The sequence below is a fragment of the Actinomadura nitritigenes genome (genome assembly GCF_017573545.1).
Lineage (GTDB): Bacteria > Actinomycetota > Actinomycetes > Streptosporangiales > Streptosporangiaceae > Spirillospora > Spirillospora nitritigenes.
The window spans coordinates 90,438-107,495 of record NZ_JAGEOK010000020.1; the positions used below are offsets into that span (position 1 = coordinate 90,438).

Sequence of the window (17,058 nt, forward strand, 5' to 3'; positions counted from 1 at the left end):
GCTTGAACCGTTTTTTGTCACCAACCCTCAACCGAGGGGCCAATGGGGCGTATGCTCCGGTGGTGATCGGCGGGATCCATTGCGAATCCCGCACGGGAACGCGGCGGGAGCGAGCGGGCTCCGCACACCGCGCTCCCGACGTCTCAGCAGGACCGCCGCCGGGCCGCGCGCCCGGACGGCACCGAGCCGATCCGGCGTTCGCCTGCGCTCCGCCTCCTCCACAGGAGAGGGCATGGCGCGACGTGACGACGGGCATGCGTCCCGGATCAACACGCATGCTTCACCGTGGGCGCGGGCACCCGAGCGTCCCTCACCGGGGGCCCGGCCACCCGGCCGCCGGCCGGACGAGCCGCAGTGGCCCGAGGGGTCGTGGTGGTCGGAGCAGCCGGGATGGGACGAGCGGGGCCGGCGGCGCAGGCGCGAACCGACGCGCCGTGACGTCCGGCGGCGCGAGAAGGGCCGGAGGCGGCGGCAGCCGGAGCGCCGGCCGGCGTACCGGACCGATCACCGGTCCGATCAGCGGATCGAGTACCGGTCCGAGCCGCCCGCCGCGGCCCGGCGCCGCGAGCCCGCCCGCGGCTCCGGGCGGCGCCCGCCCACCCGGCCCCGTCCCGGGCCGAAGGCGAGGCCGCGCGGGCCGCGCATGCCCGGCGACCGGATCGGCGCGGGGGCGCTCATCCTGTCGGCCGTCGTCGGCCTCTCCCTGCTGGGCATAGCCGAGCGCACGCTGCTGGACGGCCGCCCGATCGGCACGACCGAGTCGGTCGCCGCCGGCAAGGGGGCGCGGCACCCGAAGGGGCACGCCACCGCCCCGTCCGGCGCGCAGCAGCCGCACCGGCAGGCGCCGTCCGCGTCGGGCGCCCCCGCCGCCCCGCCGCGTCCGGACACGCAGGCGCTGACGGCGCAGGTGCGCAAGCTGACCCTCGCCCAGCGGGGCGCCGCGGCCAAGCAGGCGTATGGCGCCGCGCCGACGCGGGCGCCGATCGTCGCGGCCACCCGGACCAGCGCCGACGGGACATGGGTGTTCGGCACCACCGCCATCCCCGTCCCGGCGGGCAGCGACGCCGACCCCGAGATCGCGTTCTTCGCGGCCCGCTGGACGGGCCGGGACTGGCGGATCGGCCTGTCCGGCGCCACCGCGTTCGGCACCCTGCTCGGCGCGATGCCCGCCACCGTCATGTCGGCGGCGGAGTCCCGCGCGCTGCGCCGCTACGGCGCGCTGTCCGCCGAGCAGGCCGCCGCCGCGGTCAACGGCACGGGCGCGGGCGACGGGCTGATGCTGCCGTGGAAGAGCGGCACGTCCTGGACGATGCTGACCGCGGACCCCGCCTCCGCGCAGCGCCCGCTGTCCGCGCTGGCGTTCGCGGGCGGCGACGGGCGCGTCCTGGCGGCCGGCGCGGGCCGGCTCTACCGGTTCTGCGGCGACGGCTCCGGGCCCGCGCTGCTCATGGTCGTCCACGCCAGCGGCGTCGCCACCGTCTACGACCGGGTCCGGTCGGCGGCGCAGCTGCGCGACGGCAGCGTCGTCGGGCGCGGCGACCCGCTCGGCCGCACCGGCACCGCCGGCGCCTGCGGCGGCGCCCCGGCCGCCCGCGCCGAGGTCCGCTTCGACCTGCGCCGCGGCGCCGCGCCCGTCCCGCTGGACGGCGCCGTCATCGGCGGCTGGACGTTCACCGAACGCGCGAAACCGCTGCTCGGATTCGCCGAGCGCGGCCTGCTCCAGGTGCTTCCCGGGGGCCTCATCGCCAACCTCGGCGCGGTCCCCGCGGCGGATGCCCCGCCGTCGTCGCCGGCGCCCGGCGACGAGCCTGGCGGTGGCGCAGGATCGGCCGGCGCCCCGTCGCCGTCCGCTACCCAGAACAGGAGTCCGAGCGGTGCGAACACGCAACAGTGACGATCCCGCGGTGCCCGCGTGGGTGCTGCGAACCGTGCTCGTCGGCGCGGTGCTGGTGCTCGCCGGCGCCGCGACCCCGCCGGGCGCCGTCGCCGCGGCGCAGGCGCAGTACTTCCTCTCCTTCTACGCGGGCGTCTTCACGCTGCTCGCGCTGACCGGCGCGGTGATGACCGGGCTGCTGGCCACCGAGCGGCTGATCCTGAAGATCCGGCACCGGGTGCTGGCGCAGGGCGCGCACCGGGCGTGCGCGGTCGTCGCGTCGGTGATGGTCATCGCGCACATCGCGGTCAAGCTGCTGGGCGGGCTCGCGACGCCCGCGCAGATCGTGGTGCCGACCCCGGACGCGGTCGGCCTCGGCACCGTCGCGTTCGAGCTGATGGTGCTGATCGTGATCACCGGCGTCCTGCGGACCAGGTTCGTGGCCCGCGCCCGCCCGTGGGTGTGGCGGTCGATGCACGCCGTCGCGTACATCTCGTGGCCGATCGGGATCCTGCACGGCCTGACCGCCGGACGGGTCGCGGCGAACTGGGTGGTGCTCAGCTACGTGATGAGCATCGTCGGCGTCGTCATCGCGCTCGCCACCCGGCTGATCGTGGTGATCAGGCCGCGCGAGGTCGGGCGGGCGGGCGACGGGTTCGGCGCCGGCGAGCGCGCGGCGGCCGCCGCCGCGGCCCGCCGCGCGCGCGGCCGCTTCCCCGAACGCGACCCGCGCGCCGCCGTCCCGCGCGGCTACGACGACCGGCTCGGTTACGACGACCGGCTCGGTTACGACGACCGCCCTGGATATGGCGACGACCCGCGCGGGTACGACGATCCGCGCGGTGTGGACGACCTGCGCGGTGTGGACGACCTGCGCGGCGCGGACGACCCGCGCCGCATGGACGACCCGCGGGTGACCGGGCCGCTCGGCGGGCGCGACTCCCGCGCCACCGTGACCGACCCGCGCGGCGTGCCCCTGCCGGGCGAGGGCGGCGGCTGGGACACCGAGGTCATCCGATGAGCGCCGTCCACACGGTGTCCAACATCGGCGGCCCCCGGCTGACGCTCGGCTTCGACCGCTTCGACCGGCTCGACCTCGACCGGCACCTCGCGGTGCACGGCCGGCTGCGCGTCCCGTCGCTGGACGACCTGGTCAGGATGGCCGAGCAGGTCGACATGCGGGGACGCGGCGGCGCCGGGTTCCCGTTCGCCCGCAAGCTGGCCGCCGTCGCGTCCCGGGTGAAGCACCCGACCGCCGACCAGACGCTGCTGCTGCCGGGCGAGAAGGGAGGCGACCGCGGCTCCAGCGAGGACGTCGTCGTGGTCGTCAACGGGGCCGAGGGCGAGCCGGGCAGCGCCAAGGACAAGGTCCTGCTCGGCCGCGCCCCGCACCTGGTGCTGGACGGCGCGCAGATCGTCGCGACCGCGCTCGGCACCCAGCGGATCGTCCTCGCCGTCGAGAGCGACGAGGCGGCCCGGTCGGTGCGCGCCGCGATCGGCGAGCGGCGGATGCCCGCCCGCGTCGTCCGGCTGACCGAGCGGTTCATCTCCGGGGAGAGCGGCGCGGTGATCCGCGCCATCAACGGCGAGACGCCGATCCCGCCGGGCGTGAAGGTCCGCGCCGCCGAGTCCGGGGTGGACGGGTACCCGACGCTGCTGTCCAACACCGAGACGTTCGCGCAGCTCGCGGTGCTGGTCTCGCTCGGCCCCGACCTGTACGCCTCCGCCGGGACCGACGACGAGCCGGGCACCACGCTGCTCACCGTCGGCGGCACCGCGGTCGTCGAGGCGCCGTACGGGACGCCGCTGCGGGACGTCCTGAAGCACTGCGACGTGCCGCCGGGCCCCGGCGTGCTGGTCGGCGGCTACCACGGGACGTGGCTCGACCCGGCCGGGGCGTCGCGCGCGGTGCTGTCGCGGGCCGGGATGCGCGCCGTCGGCGGGACGGTCGGCGCCGGCATCATCCTGCCGCTCGCGCAGGGCACCTGCCCGCTCGGCGAGGTCACCCGGATCGCGTCCTACCTGGCCGCGCAGTCGGCCGGGCAGTGCGGCCCGTGCCGGCTGGGGCTGCCCGACGTCGTCCGCGCGCTCAACGCGCTGAGCGAGGGCGGCGGGACGGTCGAGGACGTGCGCCGCGCCGCGGCGATCGGGCGCGGCCGCGGCGCCTGCACCCATCCCGACGGGACCGCGCGGTTCGTGCTGTCGGCGGTCGAGGCGTTCGCGGCCGACATCGACGCGCACCGGTACGGCGGCACCTGCGGGCTGCCGACGTTCGGGGTGCTGCCCCTGCCCGTCCCGACCGGGCGGGAGGAGCGGGTGGCGATCGACTGGAGCCGCTGCGACGGCCACGGGCTGTGCGCCTACCTCGTCCCGGAACTGATCCAGCTCGACCGGTACGGCTTTCCCGTGGTGCTCGGAAGCGACATCCCGTCCTGGATGGAGCGGGACGTGCAGAAAGCGGTCGCGATGTGCCCCGCATTGGCGCTGCGGGTCGTCGGGGGAGTTCCCGGCGGTCCCGCGCGGCGTTCCTGACGGCGGCCCGTCCGCCATTACGGACGGGCCGGAGAAAAGAAAAGTGCGAACGTCGGTGAACCCCGGGCCCGGCGCGGTGCGTATTCCTCGGCGAAACCGCGCCGGGTCCGTTCTTCGGTGCGCTCCGGAAGGAGGAAGGAATTTCGGTGAGGAATTCGTACGGTGCCGCGGAACTGCGCCGGCTCCCGCGGTTCGGGCTCGGCCGGGGTCGGGGCCTGCTGCTCATGGCCGCCGCGGCCGTCGTCGCGGCCGCCCTCGCGGTCCTCCTCAACCCGCGGGTCGCCCCGGCGAACGGCGTGGACAAGGGTGCCACCGTCCCGTCGAAATGGGGCCCGCTGAGCGCCCAGGACCGGCTCCTGCTGGTCAAGGTCCGCCAGGCCGGGCTCTGGGAGATGCCGGCCAGCCAGATGGCCGTGCAGCGCGGCGCGAGCCCCCGGGTGCGCGAGATCGGCAAGATCATCAACCAGGAGCACATGCAGCTGGACGCCGACACCCGGGCCACGGCCCAGCAGCTCGGCGTGTCCCTGCCGGCCATTCCGAACGGCACGCAGCGGAGCTATCTCCGGGAGCTTTCCGGGCTCGACGGAAAGGCGTTCGACACCGACTACGTGTTCCGGCTCCGCGCCGCGCACGGGCAGGTCCTGCCGTTCGCCGCCAAGGCTCGCGTGCAGAGCCAGAACACGATCATCCGGGCCTACGCGGAACGCGGGATGAAATTCGTCCTGCACCATATCCAGCTGCTGGAGAGCACCGGCCTGGTCACCAAGTCCGCGCTGCACTGACGGGTATCCCACCCCCCGCTCAAAGGGAGTACTCAATGGGAAGAAGAAGAAAGGCCCTCGCCGTGATCGTCCCGGCGGTCCTGCTCGCCGCGTCGGCGTGCAACGACGTCCCGGGCGGCGCCGCGGCGCTGCCCGGCGGCGCGACCGTCACCGCCGATCCGGCCGGGCACGTCCAGAAGTACCGGAGCGGGCACGGCGTCCGGACCAGCCCGCCCGCCGACGGCGGCGGCCAGCAGAACGGCGGCACCCAGACGGGCGGCGGCCAGGACGGCGGTCAGATGCCCGGCATGGGCGACGGCCAGATGCCGGGGATGGGGGACCCCTCCCAGACGGCCGTCCCCACCCCGGCGGACTCCGGATCGCCGGATCCCGGCCAGACCGACCCGAACCAGCAGAACGGCGACGGCCAGAACGGGGACGGCCAGAACGGCGGCCAGAACGGGGGCGGCCAGAACGGCGGCGGCCAGAACCAGAACGGCGGCGGGCAGGGCGGCCAGAGCCAGGTGAAGCCGGGCCCGCGCGCCGACCAGTTCGTCGACATCCGGCAGGCGCGGCCCGTCCCGCAGCCGCGGCGCACGCGCGCCGCCTCCACCGGCGTGTTCACGTCCAGCTGCGGCACGAACGCGGGGCAGAAGCACAGCAACCCCGACAACGTGATCGTGGCCCCCGGCGTCCAGAACGGCGCGCACCACATCCACGACTACGTCGGCAACCTCGACACCAGCGCGTTCTCGACCGACCAGACGCTCGCCGCCGCCGGGACGACCTGCACCAACGGCGACCAGTCGACCTACTACTGGCCGGTCGTCCGGCTGCGCGCCGGCCAGGACGGCTCCGACCGCGCGGCGCAGAGCCAGGCGGACGGCAACACCGGCAGCGTCGTCACCCCGGCGAAGGTGCGCCTCCAGTTCCTCGGCAACCCGCGCAGCAAGGTGACGGCGATCCCGCGGTTCACCCGGATCGTCACCGGTGACGCCAAGGCGTCGTCGAAGGGCCCGGCCAACGCGCACGCCCAGTGGACGTGCAGCGGGTTCGAGAACCGGGCGTTCGCCGACAAGTACCCGCTGTGCCCGAAGGGCAGCATGGTGGAGCGCGTGCTGAACTTCCCGAGCTGCTGGGACGGGCAGAACACCGACAGCGCGAACCACCGCGACCACATGGTCTTCCCGGACCCGCGGACCGGGCAGTGCCCGCAGGGCCGCAAGGCCGTCCCGCAGCTGCGGATGACGCTGGCCTACAACCTGCCCGCCAAGGCGCTGGCGTTCGCGCTGGACACCTTCCCGGAGGAGGGCCACGACCCGGTGACCGACCACGGCGACTTCATCAACGTGATGAACGACCAGCTCATGCGGAAGGCCGTCGCCGCCATCAACGGGCGCCGCCGCTGATCCCCGGTCCCGGGGCCCGTGCGCGCCCGCGCGTAGGATCGCGTCATGGAGATCGTGATCGCGGGCGGGCACGGGCAGATCGCGCTGCGGCTGTCCGGGCTGCTGGCAGGGCGCGGGGACGCCGTGGTGAGCCTCATCCGCAACCCCGACCATGCGGCGGACGTGCGGGCGACGGGCGCGACGCCGGTCGTCCGGGACCTGGAGGCGGCGTCCGCCGGCCAGGTCGCGGGCGACCTGGCCGGCGCGGACGCGGTCGTGTTCGCCGCCGGGGCGGGGCCGGGCAGCGGCGCGGCCCGCAAGGACACCGTCGACCGGGCCGCGTCGGTGCTGCTGGCGGACGCGGCGGAGCGCGCCGGGGTGCGGGGCTTCGTGCAGGTGTCCGCGATGGGCGCGGGCGACCCGCCCGCGCCGGGCCGCGACGAGGTCTGGGCCGCCTACGTCCGCGCCAAGGGCGAGGCCGAGGACGACCTGAGGGCGCGCGGCGGCCTGGACTGGCTGATCCTGCGGCCGGGCCGCCTCACCGACGACCCGGGCACCGGGCTCGTGACGCTCGCCGAGCCGCCGGCCGGGCAGGGCGCGGTGACCCGCGACGACGTCGCCGCGGTGATCGTCGCGCTGCTGGACGCCCTCCCGGACGCCCGGCACCGCACCCTCGACCTGCTCAACGGCGACGTGCCGATCGCCGACGCCGTCGCCGCCCTGCGCTGACCCGGCGCGGTCAGGTGGTGTAGAGGGACTCGATCTCGTCGGCGAAGTCCTTCATGACGACGTTGCGCTTGACCTTGAGGCTCGGGGTCATGTGCCCGGCCTCCTCGGTGAAGTCGACGCCGAGGATGACGTACTTCTTGATCGCCTCGGCGTGGCTGACCGACTTGTTGGCGTCGGCGACGGCGCCCTCGATCTCGGCGATGATGTCGGGGTCGCGGCGCAGCTCGTCCACGGACATCGCGGCGGGCTTGCCGTGCCGCTCCTTCCAGGGGCCGAGGGCCTCCTCGTCCAGCGTGATCAGGGCGCTGATGAACTTGCGCCCGTCGCCGACCACCAGGCACTGGCTGATCAGCGGGTGGGCGCGCAGCCGGTCCTCGAGCGGGGCGGGCGCGACGTTCTTGCCGGCCGCGGTGACGAGGATCTCCTTCTTCCGGCCGGTGATCTTCAGGAAGCCGTCGGCGTCGAGGGCGCCGAGGTCGCCGGTGTGGAACCAGCCGTCCTCGATCGCCTCCTTGGTGGCGGCCTCGTTGTTCCAGTAGCCCTGCAGGACGTTGATGCCGCGGACCAGGACCTCGCCGTCCTCGGCGATGCGGACGTCCACGCCCGGGATGGGCTTGCCGACGGTTCCGATCCTGATGGCGGTGGGGCGGTTCACGGTCGCCGGCGCGGTGGTCTCGGTGAGGCCGTAGCCCTCCAGGATCGTGATGCCGACGCCGCGGAAGAAGTGGCCGAGGCGCTCGCCGAGCGCGGCGCCGCCGGACACCGCGTACTGCACCCGCCCGCCGACGGCCGCGCGCAGCTTCCCGTAGACCAGCACGTCGAAGACCTTGTGCTTGGCCCTGAGGCCGAGGCCGGGGCCGCCGGCCTCCAGCGCGCGGCTGTAGGCGATCGCGGTGTCCGCGGCCGCCTTGAAGATCTTGCCCTTGCCGTCGGCCTCCGCCTTCTGCTCGGCGCCGTTGTAGACCTTCTCGAACACCCGCGGGACGGCGAGCAGGAACGTCGGCCGGAACGAGGCGAGGTCGGGCAGCAGGCTGGGGATGTCGCTGTGGCCGAGGACGATGCCGCCCTCGATGGTGGCGACCTCGATCAGCCGGGCGAACACGTGCGCCAGCGGCAGGAACAGCAGGGTGGAGCTGCCCTCCACGGCGATCTCGGAGATCGCGCCCTGCACGGCGTTGCGGGCGGTCCGGACGAGGTTCCCGTGGGTGATCTCACAGCCCTTGGGGCGGCCGGTGGTGCCGGAGGTGTAGACGAGGGTCGCCAGGTCGGCGGCGGTGCGGGAGCGGCGGCGCTCGGTGATCGTCGCGTCGGGGACGTCCTTGCCGAGCTCGGTGACCTCGGCGACGGCGCCCGCGTCGATGCCCCAGACGTGCGCGAGGCCCGGGAGCCGGTCCCGGACCTCGGCGACCAGCGCCAGGTGCGCGTCGGTCTCGGCGAACAGCGCCTTGGCGCCGGAGTCGCCGGTGATCCACTCGACCTGCTCGGCGGAGGAGGTCTCGTAGATCGGGACGGCGACCGCGCCGGCCGTCCAGATCGCGTAGTCCAGCAGCGTCCACTCGTAGCGGGTGCGCGACAGCAGCGCGACCCGGTCGCCCGGTTCGACGCCCGCGGCCACGAGGCCCTTGGCGACCGCCGCGACCTCGGCCGCGAACTCCGCCGCGGTGACGGCGCTCCAGGCGGTGCCGCCGCGGCGGCGCAGCACGATGGCGCCGGGTTCCTCGGCGGCCCGGGTGAAGGGCGCGTCGGTCAGATTGGCGGAGTCGGGGACCTCCGCCATCGCGGGGACGCTGAACTCGCGCACGGCCCACTCCTGTGATCGATCTTCGGGGACGGCGGGGGAACCTGCCGGTCCCTCCGCAGGTGAATGATACCCACGAGTAGGAAAACCGCCCGAAAGTGAGCGTCCCGCCCCGGAGCGGCCTCCGGACCGGCGGTTAACGGCACGGCAAAGACCGCTCGGCGCGGCCGGGCGGCCGCCGGTCCGTCCCCTACCCTTGACCTGGTCGTATACGGAAGTGGTCGGGGGAGAGCCATGGCCCTGCTCGAAGTGATCGCGCTCACGGCCGCGGACGCGCGCGCCGCGCAGGACGGCGGCGCCGACCGGATCGAGGTCGTGGCCGACATGGGGGCCGACGGGCTCACCCCGGACCCGGACATGGTGGCGGCCGTGCGCGCCGCCACGACGCTGCCGCTGCGGGTGATGCTGCGGGCCAACGCCGGGTTCCGCACCACCGGCGCCGAGCTGGACCGGCTCGTCCGGGCCGCCGACGACCTCGCCGCCGCCGGAGCCGACGGTTTCGTGCTCGGCTTCCTCGACTCCTCCGGCCATGTCGACGCCGGCGCGACCGGCAAGCTCGCGTCCGGCTGCGCGCCGCTTCCGTGGACGTTCCACCGCGCGGTCGACCACGCCGCCGACCCCGCCCAGGCGTGGGAGGCGGTCCGGGCGCTCGACGGCGGCCTGGACGCCGTGCTCACGGCGGGCTCGCCGCGCGGCGTCGACGCCGGCGTCGAGGTGCTGGTCCGGCGCGCCGCCGAGGACCCCCGCTCCGCCGCGATGATCATGGCGGGCGGCGGGCTGCGCCGCAAGCACGTCGCGGTGCTCGCCGCGGCGGGCGTCACCGCGTTCCACGTCGGCACCGCCGTCCGCCCGGACGGCTCCTGGGACGTCCCCGTCGACCCCGCGCTCGTGGGGGAGTGGCGCTCGCTGGTGTCGGCCGCGGCCGGCTGACGCCCGGAGGGGTTGCCCGTTTTCGGGGGAGAGGTCCCCTATTAGAGTCGGTTCATGAGGATCCACGTGGTGAGCGACGTCCATGGCCGCGCGGACGCGCTGAAGAGCGCGGGCGACGGCGCGGACGCGCTCATCTGCCTCGGCGACCTGATCCTGTTCGTCGACTACTCCGACCACGGGCAGGGTATCTTCGCGGACCTGTTCGGGCAGGAGAACGCCGACCGCTTCATCGCGCTGCGCCTCGAGAAGCGCTTCGACGAGGCCCGCGCGTTCTCCCGCGGCCTCTGGGCGTCCCTCGAGGGGGAGGCGTGGCCGCACATCGAGCGCGCCGTCGACCGGCAGTACGCCGAGCTGTTCGCGGCGATGCCGGCCCCCGCCTACCTCACGTACGGCAACGTCGACGTCCCGCGCATGTGGGCGCCGCACCTGCGCGAGGGGCACCGCGTCCTGGACGGCGAGACCACCGAGATCGGCGGGCTGCGGTTCGGGTTCGTCGGCGGCGGGCTCCGCACCGAGTACCGCACCCCCTACGAGCTGGACGACGACGCGTACGCGGCGAAGGTCGAGGCGGTGGGGGAGGTGGACGTGCTCTGCTGCCACATCCCGCCCGCCGTCCCCGAACTGCTCTACGACACCGTCGCCCGCAGGTTCGAGCGGGGCAGCGAGGCGATCCTCGACGCGATCCACCGCACGCAGCCGAGATACGTGCTGTTCGGGCACGTCCATCAGCCGCTCGCCGCCCGCACGCGCATCGGCCGCACCGAATGCGTGAACGTGGGCCACTTCCGCGCGCGCGGGGTCCCGTACGTCCTGACGGTGTGACGGATACCGTGCTGTAGACAGCGGCCCGGGCGACGGGTTCACGGGCGCGGGTCCACGGCGAACCGGAGGGAACGCAGATGGCGGACCGCACGAGTTCTTCCATCACCATCAAGGCCGCGAAGGCCGACATCATGGCGGTGATCGCCGATCTGGAGGCGTATCCGGACTGGGCGAGCGGGATCCGCGAGTTCACCGTCCAGGAGACCGGTCCGGACGGCCGGGCGCTGCGCGGCCGGCTGACCTTCGACGGCGGCCCGTTCAGCGACACCGTCGGCCTCGCCTACACCTGGGACGGCGACGACCGGGTGAGCTGGGAGCTGGTCGAGAAGGGCGCGGTCGTCACCGGCCTGCACGGCACCTACGCGCTCGCCGAGGCGGGCGGCGCCACCGAGGTCACCTACGAGCTGGCGGTGGACGTCCGCGTCCCGATGATCGGCATGGTGAAGCGCAAGGGGGAGAAGCGGATCATCGACTCCGCCCTCAAGGGCCTCAAGCGCCGCGTCGAGCGCTGAGCACGCCCGGAAGGCGGTACCGTTTCACGCCGATGACGGATGGATGATGGAGTCATGACCGACCAGCCGGGTGACCTGATCAACGAGGCGGGCAAGCTCTTCGACGCGGTGCTCAGGCGCGTGGTCGGCGGCGGCTCCCGCGACGACGAGAACGGCCGCGACCGCGAGGAGCACCGCGACCGCGGCGCCCGTCCCCGCGACGGCGCGGACGACGCGTGGGCGAGCGCGACCGCCGAGCCGCCGCGCTACGCCACCGGCGCCCCCGAGTGCTGCCACTGCCCGGTCTGCCGGACCATCGCGGCGTCCCGCGAGTCCGGGCACGAGGTGGGCCGGCACGTCCGGGAGGCCGGGCAGTCGCTGCTGGCCGCCGCGCTGGACGTGGTGCAGGGCTTCGACCGCACCCGCCCCGACGCGAACCGGAACCGGCCTCCGCGGCCCCGGGACGCGTCGGCGGGCCCCGGGGCGGGTAGGTCCGATCGGTCGGGACGGTCGCCCCGCGACGAGGCCCCGTCCGGAGGGACGCCGCGCGGGGAGAGGCCCCGCGAGGAGCCGGGCGACCCGTGGGCGGCCGCCACCGGCGGCGACTCCATCGACATCGGCTAGTGGTGCGGACGGGCTCCAGCCAGGGGCGCGCGAGGAGGAGGAAGCGTACATGGCCCTGACCATCGGCGTGGACGTGGGCGGCACGAAGGTCGCCGCCGGCGTCGTCGACGACCGGGGAACGATCCTGGAGAAGGTCCGGCGGCCGACTCCCTCGACCAACCCCAAGGAGACCGCCGAGACCATCGCCGAGGTCGTCGAGCTGCTCAAGGGCAAGTACGCGGAGGTGTCGGCGGTCGGCCTCGGCGCCGCCGGGTTCGTCGACGAGACCCGCTCCACGGTGCTGTTCGCGCCGAACCTCGCCTGGCGCGAGGAGCCGATCAGGGAGAAGGTCGAGCACCTCGTCGGGCTGCCGGTCGTCGTCGAGAACGACGGCAACGCCACCGCCTGGGGCGAGGCGAAGTTCGGCGCGGGCCGCGGCGAGAACTTCCTGGTGCTGGTGGCGCTCGGCACCGGCATCGGCGGCGGCATCATCATCAACGGCGAGCTGTACCGCGGCCGGTTCGGGATCGGCGCCGAGATGGGGCACTTCCGGGTCGTCCCCGACGGGCGCCGCTGCGGCTGCGGCAACCGCGGCTGCTGGGAGCAGTACGCCAGCGGCAACGCGCTCGTGCACGAGGCCCGCGACCTGGCGCGGGTCGCGCCGGCGATGGCGGGCCGGCTGCTGGAGCTCGGCGGCGGCCGCCCGGAGGGCATCAGCGGCCCCGAGGTGTCCCAGGCGGCCCGCGAGGGCGACAAGGCCGCGCTGGAGTGCTTCCGGACGATCGCGCACTGGGCCGGCCAGGGCCTCGCCGACCTCAGCGCGATCCTCGACCCGGGGGCGTTCATCATCGGCGGCGGCCTGTCCGACGCGGGCGACCTGCTGCTCGACCCGATCCGCGTCGCGTTCGAGGAGGCGCTGACGGGGCGCGGCCACCGCCCGCTGCCCGACATCCGGATCGCCGAGCTCGGCTCGGCCGCCGGCATCGTCGGCGCCGCCGACCTCGCCCGCGTCCGCCCCCTCCAGGACGCGGCGGTCTAGGGGCCCCGCCGTGGCGACGCCGGTCCGGGTGCTGAGCTACAACATCCGGTCGCTGCGCGACGACCCGGAGGCCGTGGCGCGCGTCGTGCGCGCGAACGGCCCTGACGTGCTGTGCCTGCAGGAGGTGCCGCGGTTCTGGGGCTGGCGGGCGCAGCGGCGCCGGCTGGCGCGGGCGTGCGGGATGGACGTGGCGGCGGGCCGCCGGGCGTGCGGCCTCGCCGTCCTCGCGGCGCCGCGCGTCCGCCGCGTCCACCGCGAGTTCCACCTGCTGACGCCCGACGAGGGCCTGCACCGCCGGGCGCTCGCGGTCGCGGTGCTGGAGATCGGGCCGGCCCGGCTGATCGCGGCGAGCACCCACCTCGACCTCGCGGACGGGCCGCGGCTGCGGCACGTCCGCGAGGTGCTGGCGCTCCTCGACCGGGCCCGCGCCCGGTACGGCGCGCCGGTGGTGCTCGCGGGCGACGTCAACGAGGAGCCCGGCGGCCCGTCGTGGACGCTGCTCACCGAGCACTTCCAGGACGGCCACGCGACCGCCCCGGCGGGGGAGGGACTCACCTTCTCCGCGCGCGACCCGCGCCGCCGCATCGACGGGGTGTTCGCCGACCCCGGCGTCGAGGTGGCCGGATGCGGGGTGCCGCCGGACGAGGCCGGGGACCACGTCCGCGCCACCGACCACCGCCCGCTGCGCGCCGACCTCCGCCTGCCCGCCGGGCCCGGCTAGACGGCCCGGTCAGGCGGTGCAGGTCGGAGAGCCGCAGGTCGGCCAGTGCCGGGTCGGGCGGTGCCGGTCAGACGACGGCGCCGTCGTCGGGGTCGCGGGGCTCGTCGCCCATCCGCAGCACCAGCGTCACGAACCCGCCGATGAACGCGGCCACGGCGAGGAACGCGGCCCAGCCGGGCACCTCCCAGTCGAGGATCACCGTGACGAGGAGGTAGACCGGGCCGCCGATCAGCGCGATCCACGCGCCCTTGGTGAGCGGGTCCGCGCTCGGCAGCGGCGGGGGCGGCGGCGGGATGTAGTGGCCCTCGTCATCGGCGTCGGGCGGGAACTCCGGGGGCTCGTCGGCGGGCCGGATCACCCGGGCCCGCGGCAGCCGGCCGGACCGGTCGTCGCCCTCGCGCGGCGGCGCCGGCCGCTCGTCGATGTTCTCCTGGTCGGGCCAGGGGATCTCGTCGCCCTCCGGCGCCGTGTCGAACCCCGCGACGATCTCCGCCCAGATGGCGTCCTCGTCGAGGTCGCGGCCCCTGCCGTCGCCCGCGCCGGACGCTCCGGACCCGCCGCCGGCCTCGCCGTCGCCGCGGCGCCCCGGCGCGTCGAACACGCCGTCGAAGGCCTCGTCGAAGGAGCCGTCGAGCCCCCCGTCGAGGCCGCCGTCGCGCGGGCCGTCGTGCACCCCGTCGCGGCCGGACGGCGCGTCCGCCGCGGAGTCGGCCAGGTCCGGCTCGGGGCGGCCGTCGCCCTCGCCGCGCACGCCGGCGTCCCGCAGCCGCGCCAAGTGGGCGCGCAGAATCCCCTCGGCGGCCGGCTTCATGTCCACGTCCACGTACAGCCGGTCGAGGACGTCGCCGACGGGGTCGCCGGCCGTCCCGGCGATCTCGGGCAGGCCGTCCGGCGACGCCGCGTAGGCCGCCACGCCCGCCTCGCCGAGCGCCGCCAGCATCGCGTCGGCCAGGTGCGGGGCGAGGTCGACCAGCGGAGCGTAGGTGTCGGCGGACAGTCCATTGCCACGGCGATTCACGGGGCCGGCTCCTTCGACGACTCCGGCGTGACCGACAGCACCGGCATGACGGCCTCCGCTCCCCCATTGAGGTGTGCGCCCGGCCGCCCGCCGCGGTGCGCGGCGGCACTCCCGGACGACCCGAAACGTGTGTCCCACGGTATTCGCTGCGCCGCTCGGGACAAGCCCCCGGGCGCACCCGATTGTGATTTCCGTTCAGAGCCTACGTTCATCTGGGCGCGGGGTGTGCCGGACCGGCCCCGGGCACCGGGACAGTGGTGTGGGCGAGGAACCGCCGGGATGCGAAGATGTCCCATCATTACCCCCCTCGGACGGGGACTCGGTCTTGCGCGCCGCGTGCGCACGCGGTTCGGAGGAAGGTGTCGGCATGCTCTGGTTCTGGATCCTGCTGAGGATCGTTCTCTCACCCATCATGTACGGCGCATGGTGGCCGCGGAACCGGGGCATGAAGAACGTCCCCAAGCGCGGCCCCGCGCTGCTGGCGTGCAACCACCAGTCGTTCGCCGACCACTTCTTCGGCCCGCTGCCGCTGATGCGGCCGATCTTCTTCATCGGCAAGGGCGAGTACTTCACCGGCAAGGGGATCAAGGGCCTGATCAGCAAGGGGTTCTTCACCGGGGTGGGGGTCGTCCCCGTCGACCGCACCGGCGGCCCCGAGGCGGACGCGGCGCTGCAGACGGGCCTGCGGATCCTCGGCGAGGGCAAGCTGCTCGGCATCTACCCCGAGGGCACCCGGGCGCCGGACGAGAGGCTGTACCGCGGCAAGACCGGGGTGGCGCGGCTGGCGCTGAAGTCCCGCGTCCCGGTCATCCCGATGGCGATGATCAACACCTTCAAGCTGATGCCGCCCGGGCAGCCGTACCCGCGGCTCGGCGTCCGCCCCGGCGTGCGGTTCGGCGAGCCGATGGACTTCTCCCGGTACTTCGGCCGCGAGGACGACCGCGAGGTGCTGCGCGAGGTCACCGACGAGATCATGGAGGCGATCCGGAAGCTGTCGGGGCAGGAGTACGTCGACCGGTACGCGGCCGAGGTCAAGGCCGAGATGGCCGGCAAGGCCGTCCGCCGCGTCGAGGACGGCGACGACTGCGACGAGGGCGACGGCGGCGACGAGGGCATCACCGAGGACTGAACCGTGCGCGACGACACCCCCGGGGGCATGGCCGGCCTGGACGCGGCGCTGTGGCGGTCCGTGGCGGTGTACCGGGCGCTGGCGCTGGTCTACGCCGCCGTCGTGATCGGCAAGAACTCCGGCGGCTACGCGCACCCGCTGGGCGGCTGGGCCGTCCTCGGGGTCCTGACCGTCTGGACGGGCGTCGCGACGCTGGCGTACCGCGACCCGTCCCGGCGCGGGTGGCCGCTGCTGGCCGCCGACCTCGCCGTCGCGTTCGGCTGCATCCTCGCGACCGCCTGGGTGGAGACGGCCGGCCACATCGCGGCGGGCCGCCCGACGCTGCCGGTGTCGTGGGTCGCCGCCTCCGTGCTCGCCTGGGCCGTCGCGGGCGGCCGGCGGCTCGGCGTCACCGCCGCGCTCGTGCTCGGCGCCGCGAACCTGCTGGTGCACGCCGTCGCCGGGACGGCCGGGGGGATGGGCAACACCACCCTCAACGGCATCGTGCTGCTGTTCCTCGCGGGACTGGTCGTCGGGCAGGTGGTGCGGCTGGCGCGCGAGGCGGAGGCGCGGCTGGCCCGGGCCGTCGAGCTGGAGGCGGCGACCCGGGAGCGGGAGCGGCTGGCGCGCCGCATCCACGACTCGGTCCTGCAGGTGCTGGCGATGGTGCAGCGGCGCGGCGGCGAGGCCGGCGGCGAGGCGGCTGAGCTGGGCCGGCTGGCGGGGGAGCAGGAGGCGGCGCTGCGCGCGTTGATCGGCGCCGGCCCCGGGACCGGCCCGGCCCCGGCCGCCGCCGCGCCGCGTCCGGGCGACGGCGGGGAACGCGAGACCGACCTGGCCCCGCTGCTGACCGGCCAGGCGTCCGCGTCGGTGACCGTGTCGACCCCCGCGACGCCCGTGCCGCTGCCCGAGCACGCCGCCCGCGAGGTCGCCGCGGCGGTCGCCGCGGCGCTGGACAACGTCCGGCGGCACTGCGGCGACGGCGCCCGCGCGTGGGTCCTGCTGGAGGACGGCCCCGGCGAGGTCACCGTCAGCGTCCGCGACGACGGCCCCGGCATGCCGCCCGGCCGCCTCGACGACGCGGCGGCGTCCGGCCGGCTCGGCGTCGCCCAGTCCATCCGGGGCCGCGTCCGCGACCTCGGCGGCACGGTGTCGATCGTCTCGGCGCCCGGCGAGGGCACCGAGATCGAGATGACCGTTCCGCGCCGGTCCGTGGCGTCTAGGGTGTGATCGTGAGCGAGGTTC

The 17,058-nt window shown here is 75.3% G+C and carries 16 protein-coding genes; 14 read left to right on the plus strand and 2 right to left on the minus strand.

The genetic code is table 11. From position 1 onward, the window contains the following. Nucleotides 1-232 precede the first annotated feature (232 nt). From J4557_RS29125 to J4557_RS29150, 6 genes are all read left to right on the plus strand, one after another. Nucleotides 233-1,894: a hypothetical protein gene (locus J4557_RS29125; protein WP_208269943.1), complete on the plus strand. Its 1,662-nt coding sequence runs from the start codon at nt 233-235 to the stop codon at nt 1,892-1,894. Further along, nucleotides 1,875-2,894 (plus strand): hypothetical protein, encoded by a 1,020-nt coding sequence (locus J4557_RS29130; RefSeq protein ID WP_208269944.1) that lies wholly within the window; start codon nt 1,875-1,877, stop codon nt 2,892-2,894. The genes J4557_RS29125 and J4557_RS29130 overlap by 20 nt, the downstream gene beginning before the upstream one ends. Continuing rightward, a complete protein-coding gene (locus tag J4557_RS29135; RefSeq protein WP_208269945.1) occupies nt 2,891-4,405 on the plus strand; it encodes an NADH-quinone oxidoreductase subunit NuoF family protein in 1,515 nt (504 codons plus the stop codon). Before J4557_RS29130 ends, J4557_RS29135 begins: the two co-directional genes overlap by 4 nt. Before the next feature lie 146 nt (nt 4,406-4,551). Next, complete coding sequence (locus tag J4557_RS29140; RefSeq protein WP_307800272.1) at nt 4,552-5,187, plus strand: DUF4142 domain-containing protein; 636 nt, start codon at nt 4,552-4,554, stop codon at nt 5,185-5,187. Nucleotides 5,188-5,222: 35 nt separating this feature from the next. Continuing rightward, on the plus strand, nt 5,223-6,575 hold the full coding sequence (locus J4557_RS29145; RefSeq protein ID WP_208269946.1) for a DUF1996 domain-containing protein: 1,353 nt from the start codon (nt 5,223-5,225) through the stop codon (nt 6,573-6,575). A gap of 45 nt (nt 6,576-6,620) precedes the next feature. After that, the gene (locus tag J4557_RS29150; RefSeq protein WP_208269947.1) at nt 6,621-7,283 is read left to right on the plus strand and encodes an NAD(P)H-binding protein; all 663 of its coding nucleotides are present in this window, start codon (nt 6,621-6,623) and stop codon (nt 7,281-7,283) included. A 10-nt stretch (nt 7,284-7,293) separates the two neighbouring features. Here the strand turns inward: J4557_RS29150 and J4557_RS29155 are convergent, their stop codons facing one another. Next, a complete protein-coding gene (locus tag J4557_RS29155) occupies nt 7,294-9,084 on the minus strand; it encodes an AMP-dependent synthetase/ligase (RefSeq protein WP_208269948.1) in 1,791 nt (596 codons plus the stop codon). 231 nt (nt 9,085-9,315) lie between these two features. On the opposite strand from J4557_RS29155, the gene J4557_RS29160 reads away from it, so the two are divergent. The 6 genes from J4557_RS29160 (at nt 9,316) to J4557_RS29185 (ending at nt 13,687) form a co-directional block, all read left to right on the plus strand. Further along, nucleotides 9,316-10,011 (plus strand): copper homeostasis protein CutC, encoded by a 696-nt coding sequence (locus J4557_RS29160; RefSeq protein ID WP_208269949.1) that lies wholly within the window; start codon nt 9,316-9,318, stop codon nt 10,009-10,011. 54 nt (nt 10,012-10,065) lie between these two features. Next, entirely contained in the window at nt 10,066-10,833 is a 768-nt protein-coding gene (locus tag J4557_RS29165) for a metallophosphoesterase family protein (RefSeq protein WP_208269950.1), read from the plus strand. 77 nt (nt 10,834-10,910) lie between these two features. Further along, the gene (locus tag J4557_RS29170; RefSeq protein ID WP_208269951.1) at nt 10,911-11,345 is read left to right on the plus strand and encodes an SRPBCC family protein; all 435 of its coding nucleotides are present in this window, start codon (nt 10,911-10,913) and stop codon (nt 11,343-11,345) included. Between the two features lie 54 nt (nt 11,346-11,399). Continuing rightward, nucleotides 11,400-11,948 carry a hypothetical protein gene (locus tag J4557_RS29175; protein ID WP_208269952.1) on the plus strand — a complete coding sequence of 183 codons (549 nt, stop codon included), beginning with the start codon at nt 11,400-11,402 and terminating at the stop codon, nt 11,946-11,948. A gap of 49 nt (nt 11,949-11,997) precedes the next feature. Further along, the gene (locus tag J4557_RS29180; protein WP_208269953.1) at nt 11,998-12,966 is read left to right on the plus strand and encodes an ROK family glucokinase; all 969 of its coding nucleotides are present in this window, start codon (nt 11,998-12,000) and stop codon (nt 12,964-12,966) included. A 10-nt stretch (nt 12,967-12,976) separates the two neighbouring features. Next, on the plus strand, nt 12,977-13,687 hold the full coding sequence (locus J4557_RS29185; RefSeq protein WP_208269954.1) for an endonuclease/exonuclease/phosphatase family protein: 711 nt from the start codon (nt 12,977-12,979) through the stop codon (nt 13,685-13,687). A 67-nt stretch (nt 13,688-13,754) separates the two neighbouring features. On the opposite strand, the gene J4557_RS29190 is transcribed toward J4557_RS29185, so the two are convergent. Continuing rightward, entirely contained in the window at nt 13,755-14,705 is a 951-nt protein-coding gene (locus tag J4557_RS29190) for a hypothetical protein (protein ID WP_208269955.1), read from the minus strand. Nucleotides 14,706-15,072: 367 nt separating this feature from the next. Between J4557_RS29190 and J4557_RS29195 the strand changes: the two genes are divergently transcribed. Both J4557_RS29195 and macS read left to right on the plus strand, forming a co-directional pair. Further along, a complete protein-coding gene (locus J4557_RS29195) occupies nt 15,073-15,834 on the plus strand; it encodes a lysophospholipid acyltransferase family protein (protein ID WP_208269956.1) in 762 nt (253 codons plus the stop codon). A 3-nt stretch (nt 15,835-15,837) separates the two neighbouring features. Next, nucleotides 15,838-17,043 carry a MacS family sensor histidine kinase gene (gene macS / locus J4557_RS29200; RefSeq protein ID WP_307800273.1) on the plus strand — a complete coding sequence of 402 codons (1,206 nt, stop codon included), beginning with the start codon at nt 15,838-15,840 and terminating at the stop codon, nt 17,041-17,043. Nucleotides 17,044-17,058: the final 15 nt, after the last annotated feature.

Bases quoted from the DNA above. Each gene is read 5' to 3' on its own strand.
- J4557_RS29165 (WP_208269950.1), top strand. From the start codon at position 10,066: ATGAGGATCCACGTGGTGAGCGACGTCCATGGCCGCGCGGACGCGCTG.
- J4557_RS29135 (WP_208269945.1), top strand. From the start codon at position 2,891: ATGAGCGCCGTCCACACGGTGTCCAACATCGGCGGCCCCCGGCTGACG.
- J4557_RS29175 (WP_208269952.1), top strand. From the start codon at position 11,400: ATGACCGACCAGCCGGGTGACCTGATCAACGAGGCGGGCAAGCTCTTC.
- J4557_RS29180 (WP_208269953.1), top strand. From the start codon at position 11,998: ATGGCCCTGACCATCGGCGTGGACGTGGGCGGCACGAAGGTCGCCGCC.
- J4557_RS29160 (WP_208269949.1), top strand. From the start codon at position 9,316: ATGGCCCTGCTCGAAGTGATCGCGCTCACGGCCGCGGACGCGCGCGCC.
- J4557_RS29170 (WP_208269951.1), top strand. From the start codon at position 10,911: ATGGCGGACCGCACGAGTTCTTCCATCACCATCAAGGCCGCGAAGGCC.
- J4557_RS29150 (WP_208269947.1), top strand. From the start codon at position 6,621: ATGGAGATCGTGATCGCGGGCGGGCACGGGCAGATCGCGCTGCGGCTG.
- J4557_RS29195 (WP_208269956.1), top strand. From the start codon at position 15,073: ATGCTCTGGTTCTGGATCCTGCTGAGGATCGTTCTCTCACCCATCATG.
- J4557_RS29145 (WP_208269946.1), top strand. From the start codon at position 5,223: ATGGGAAGAAGAAGAAAGGCCCTCGCCGTGATCGTCCCGGCGGTCCTG.
- J4557_RS29125 (WP_208269943.1), top strand. From the start codon at position 233: ATGGCGCGACGTGACGACGGGCATGCGTCCCGGATCAACACGCATGCT.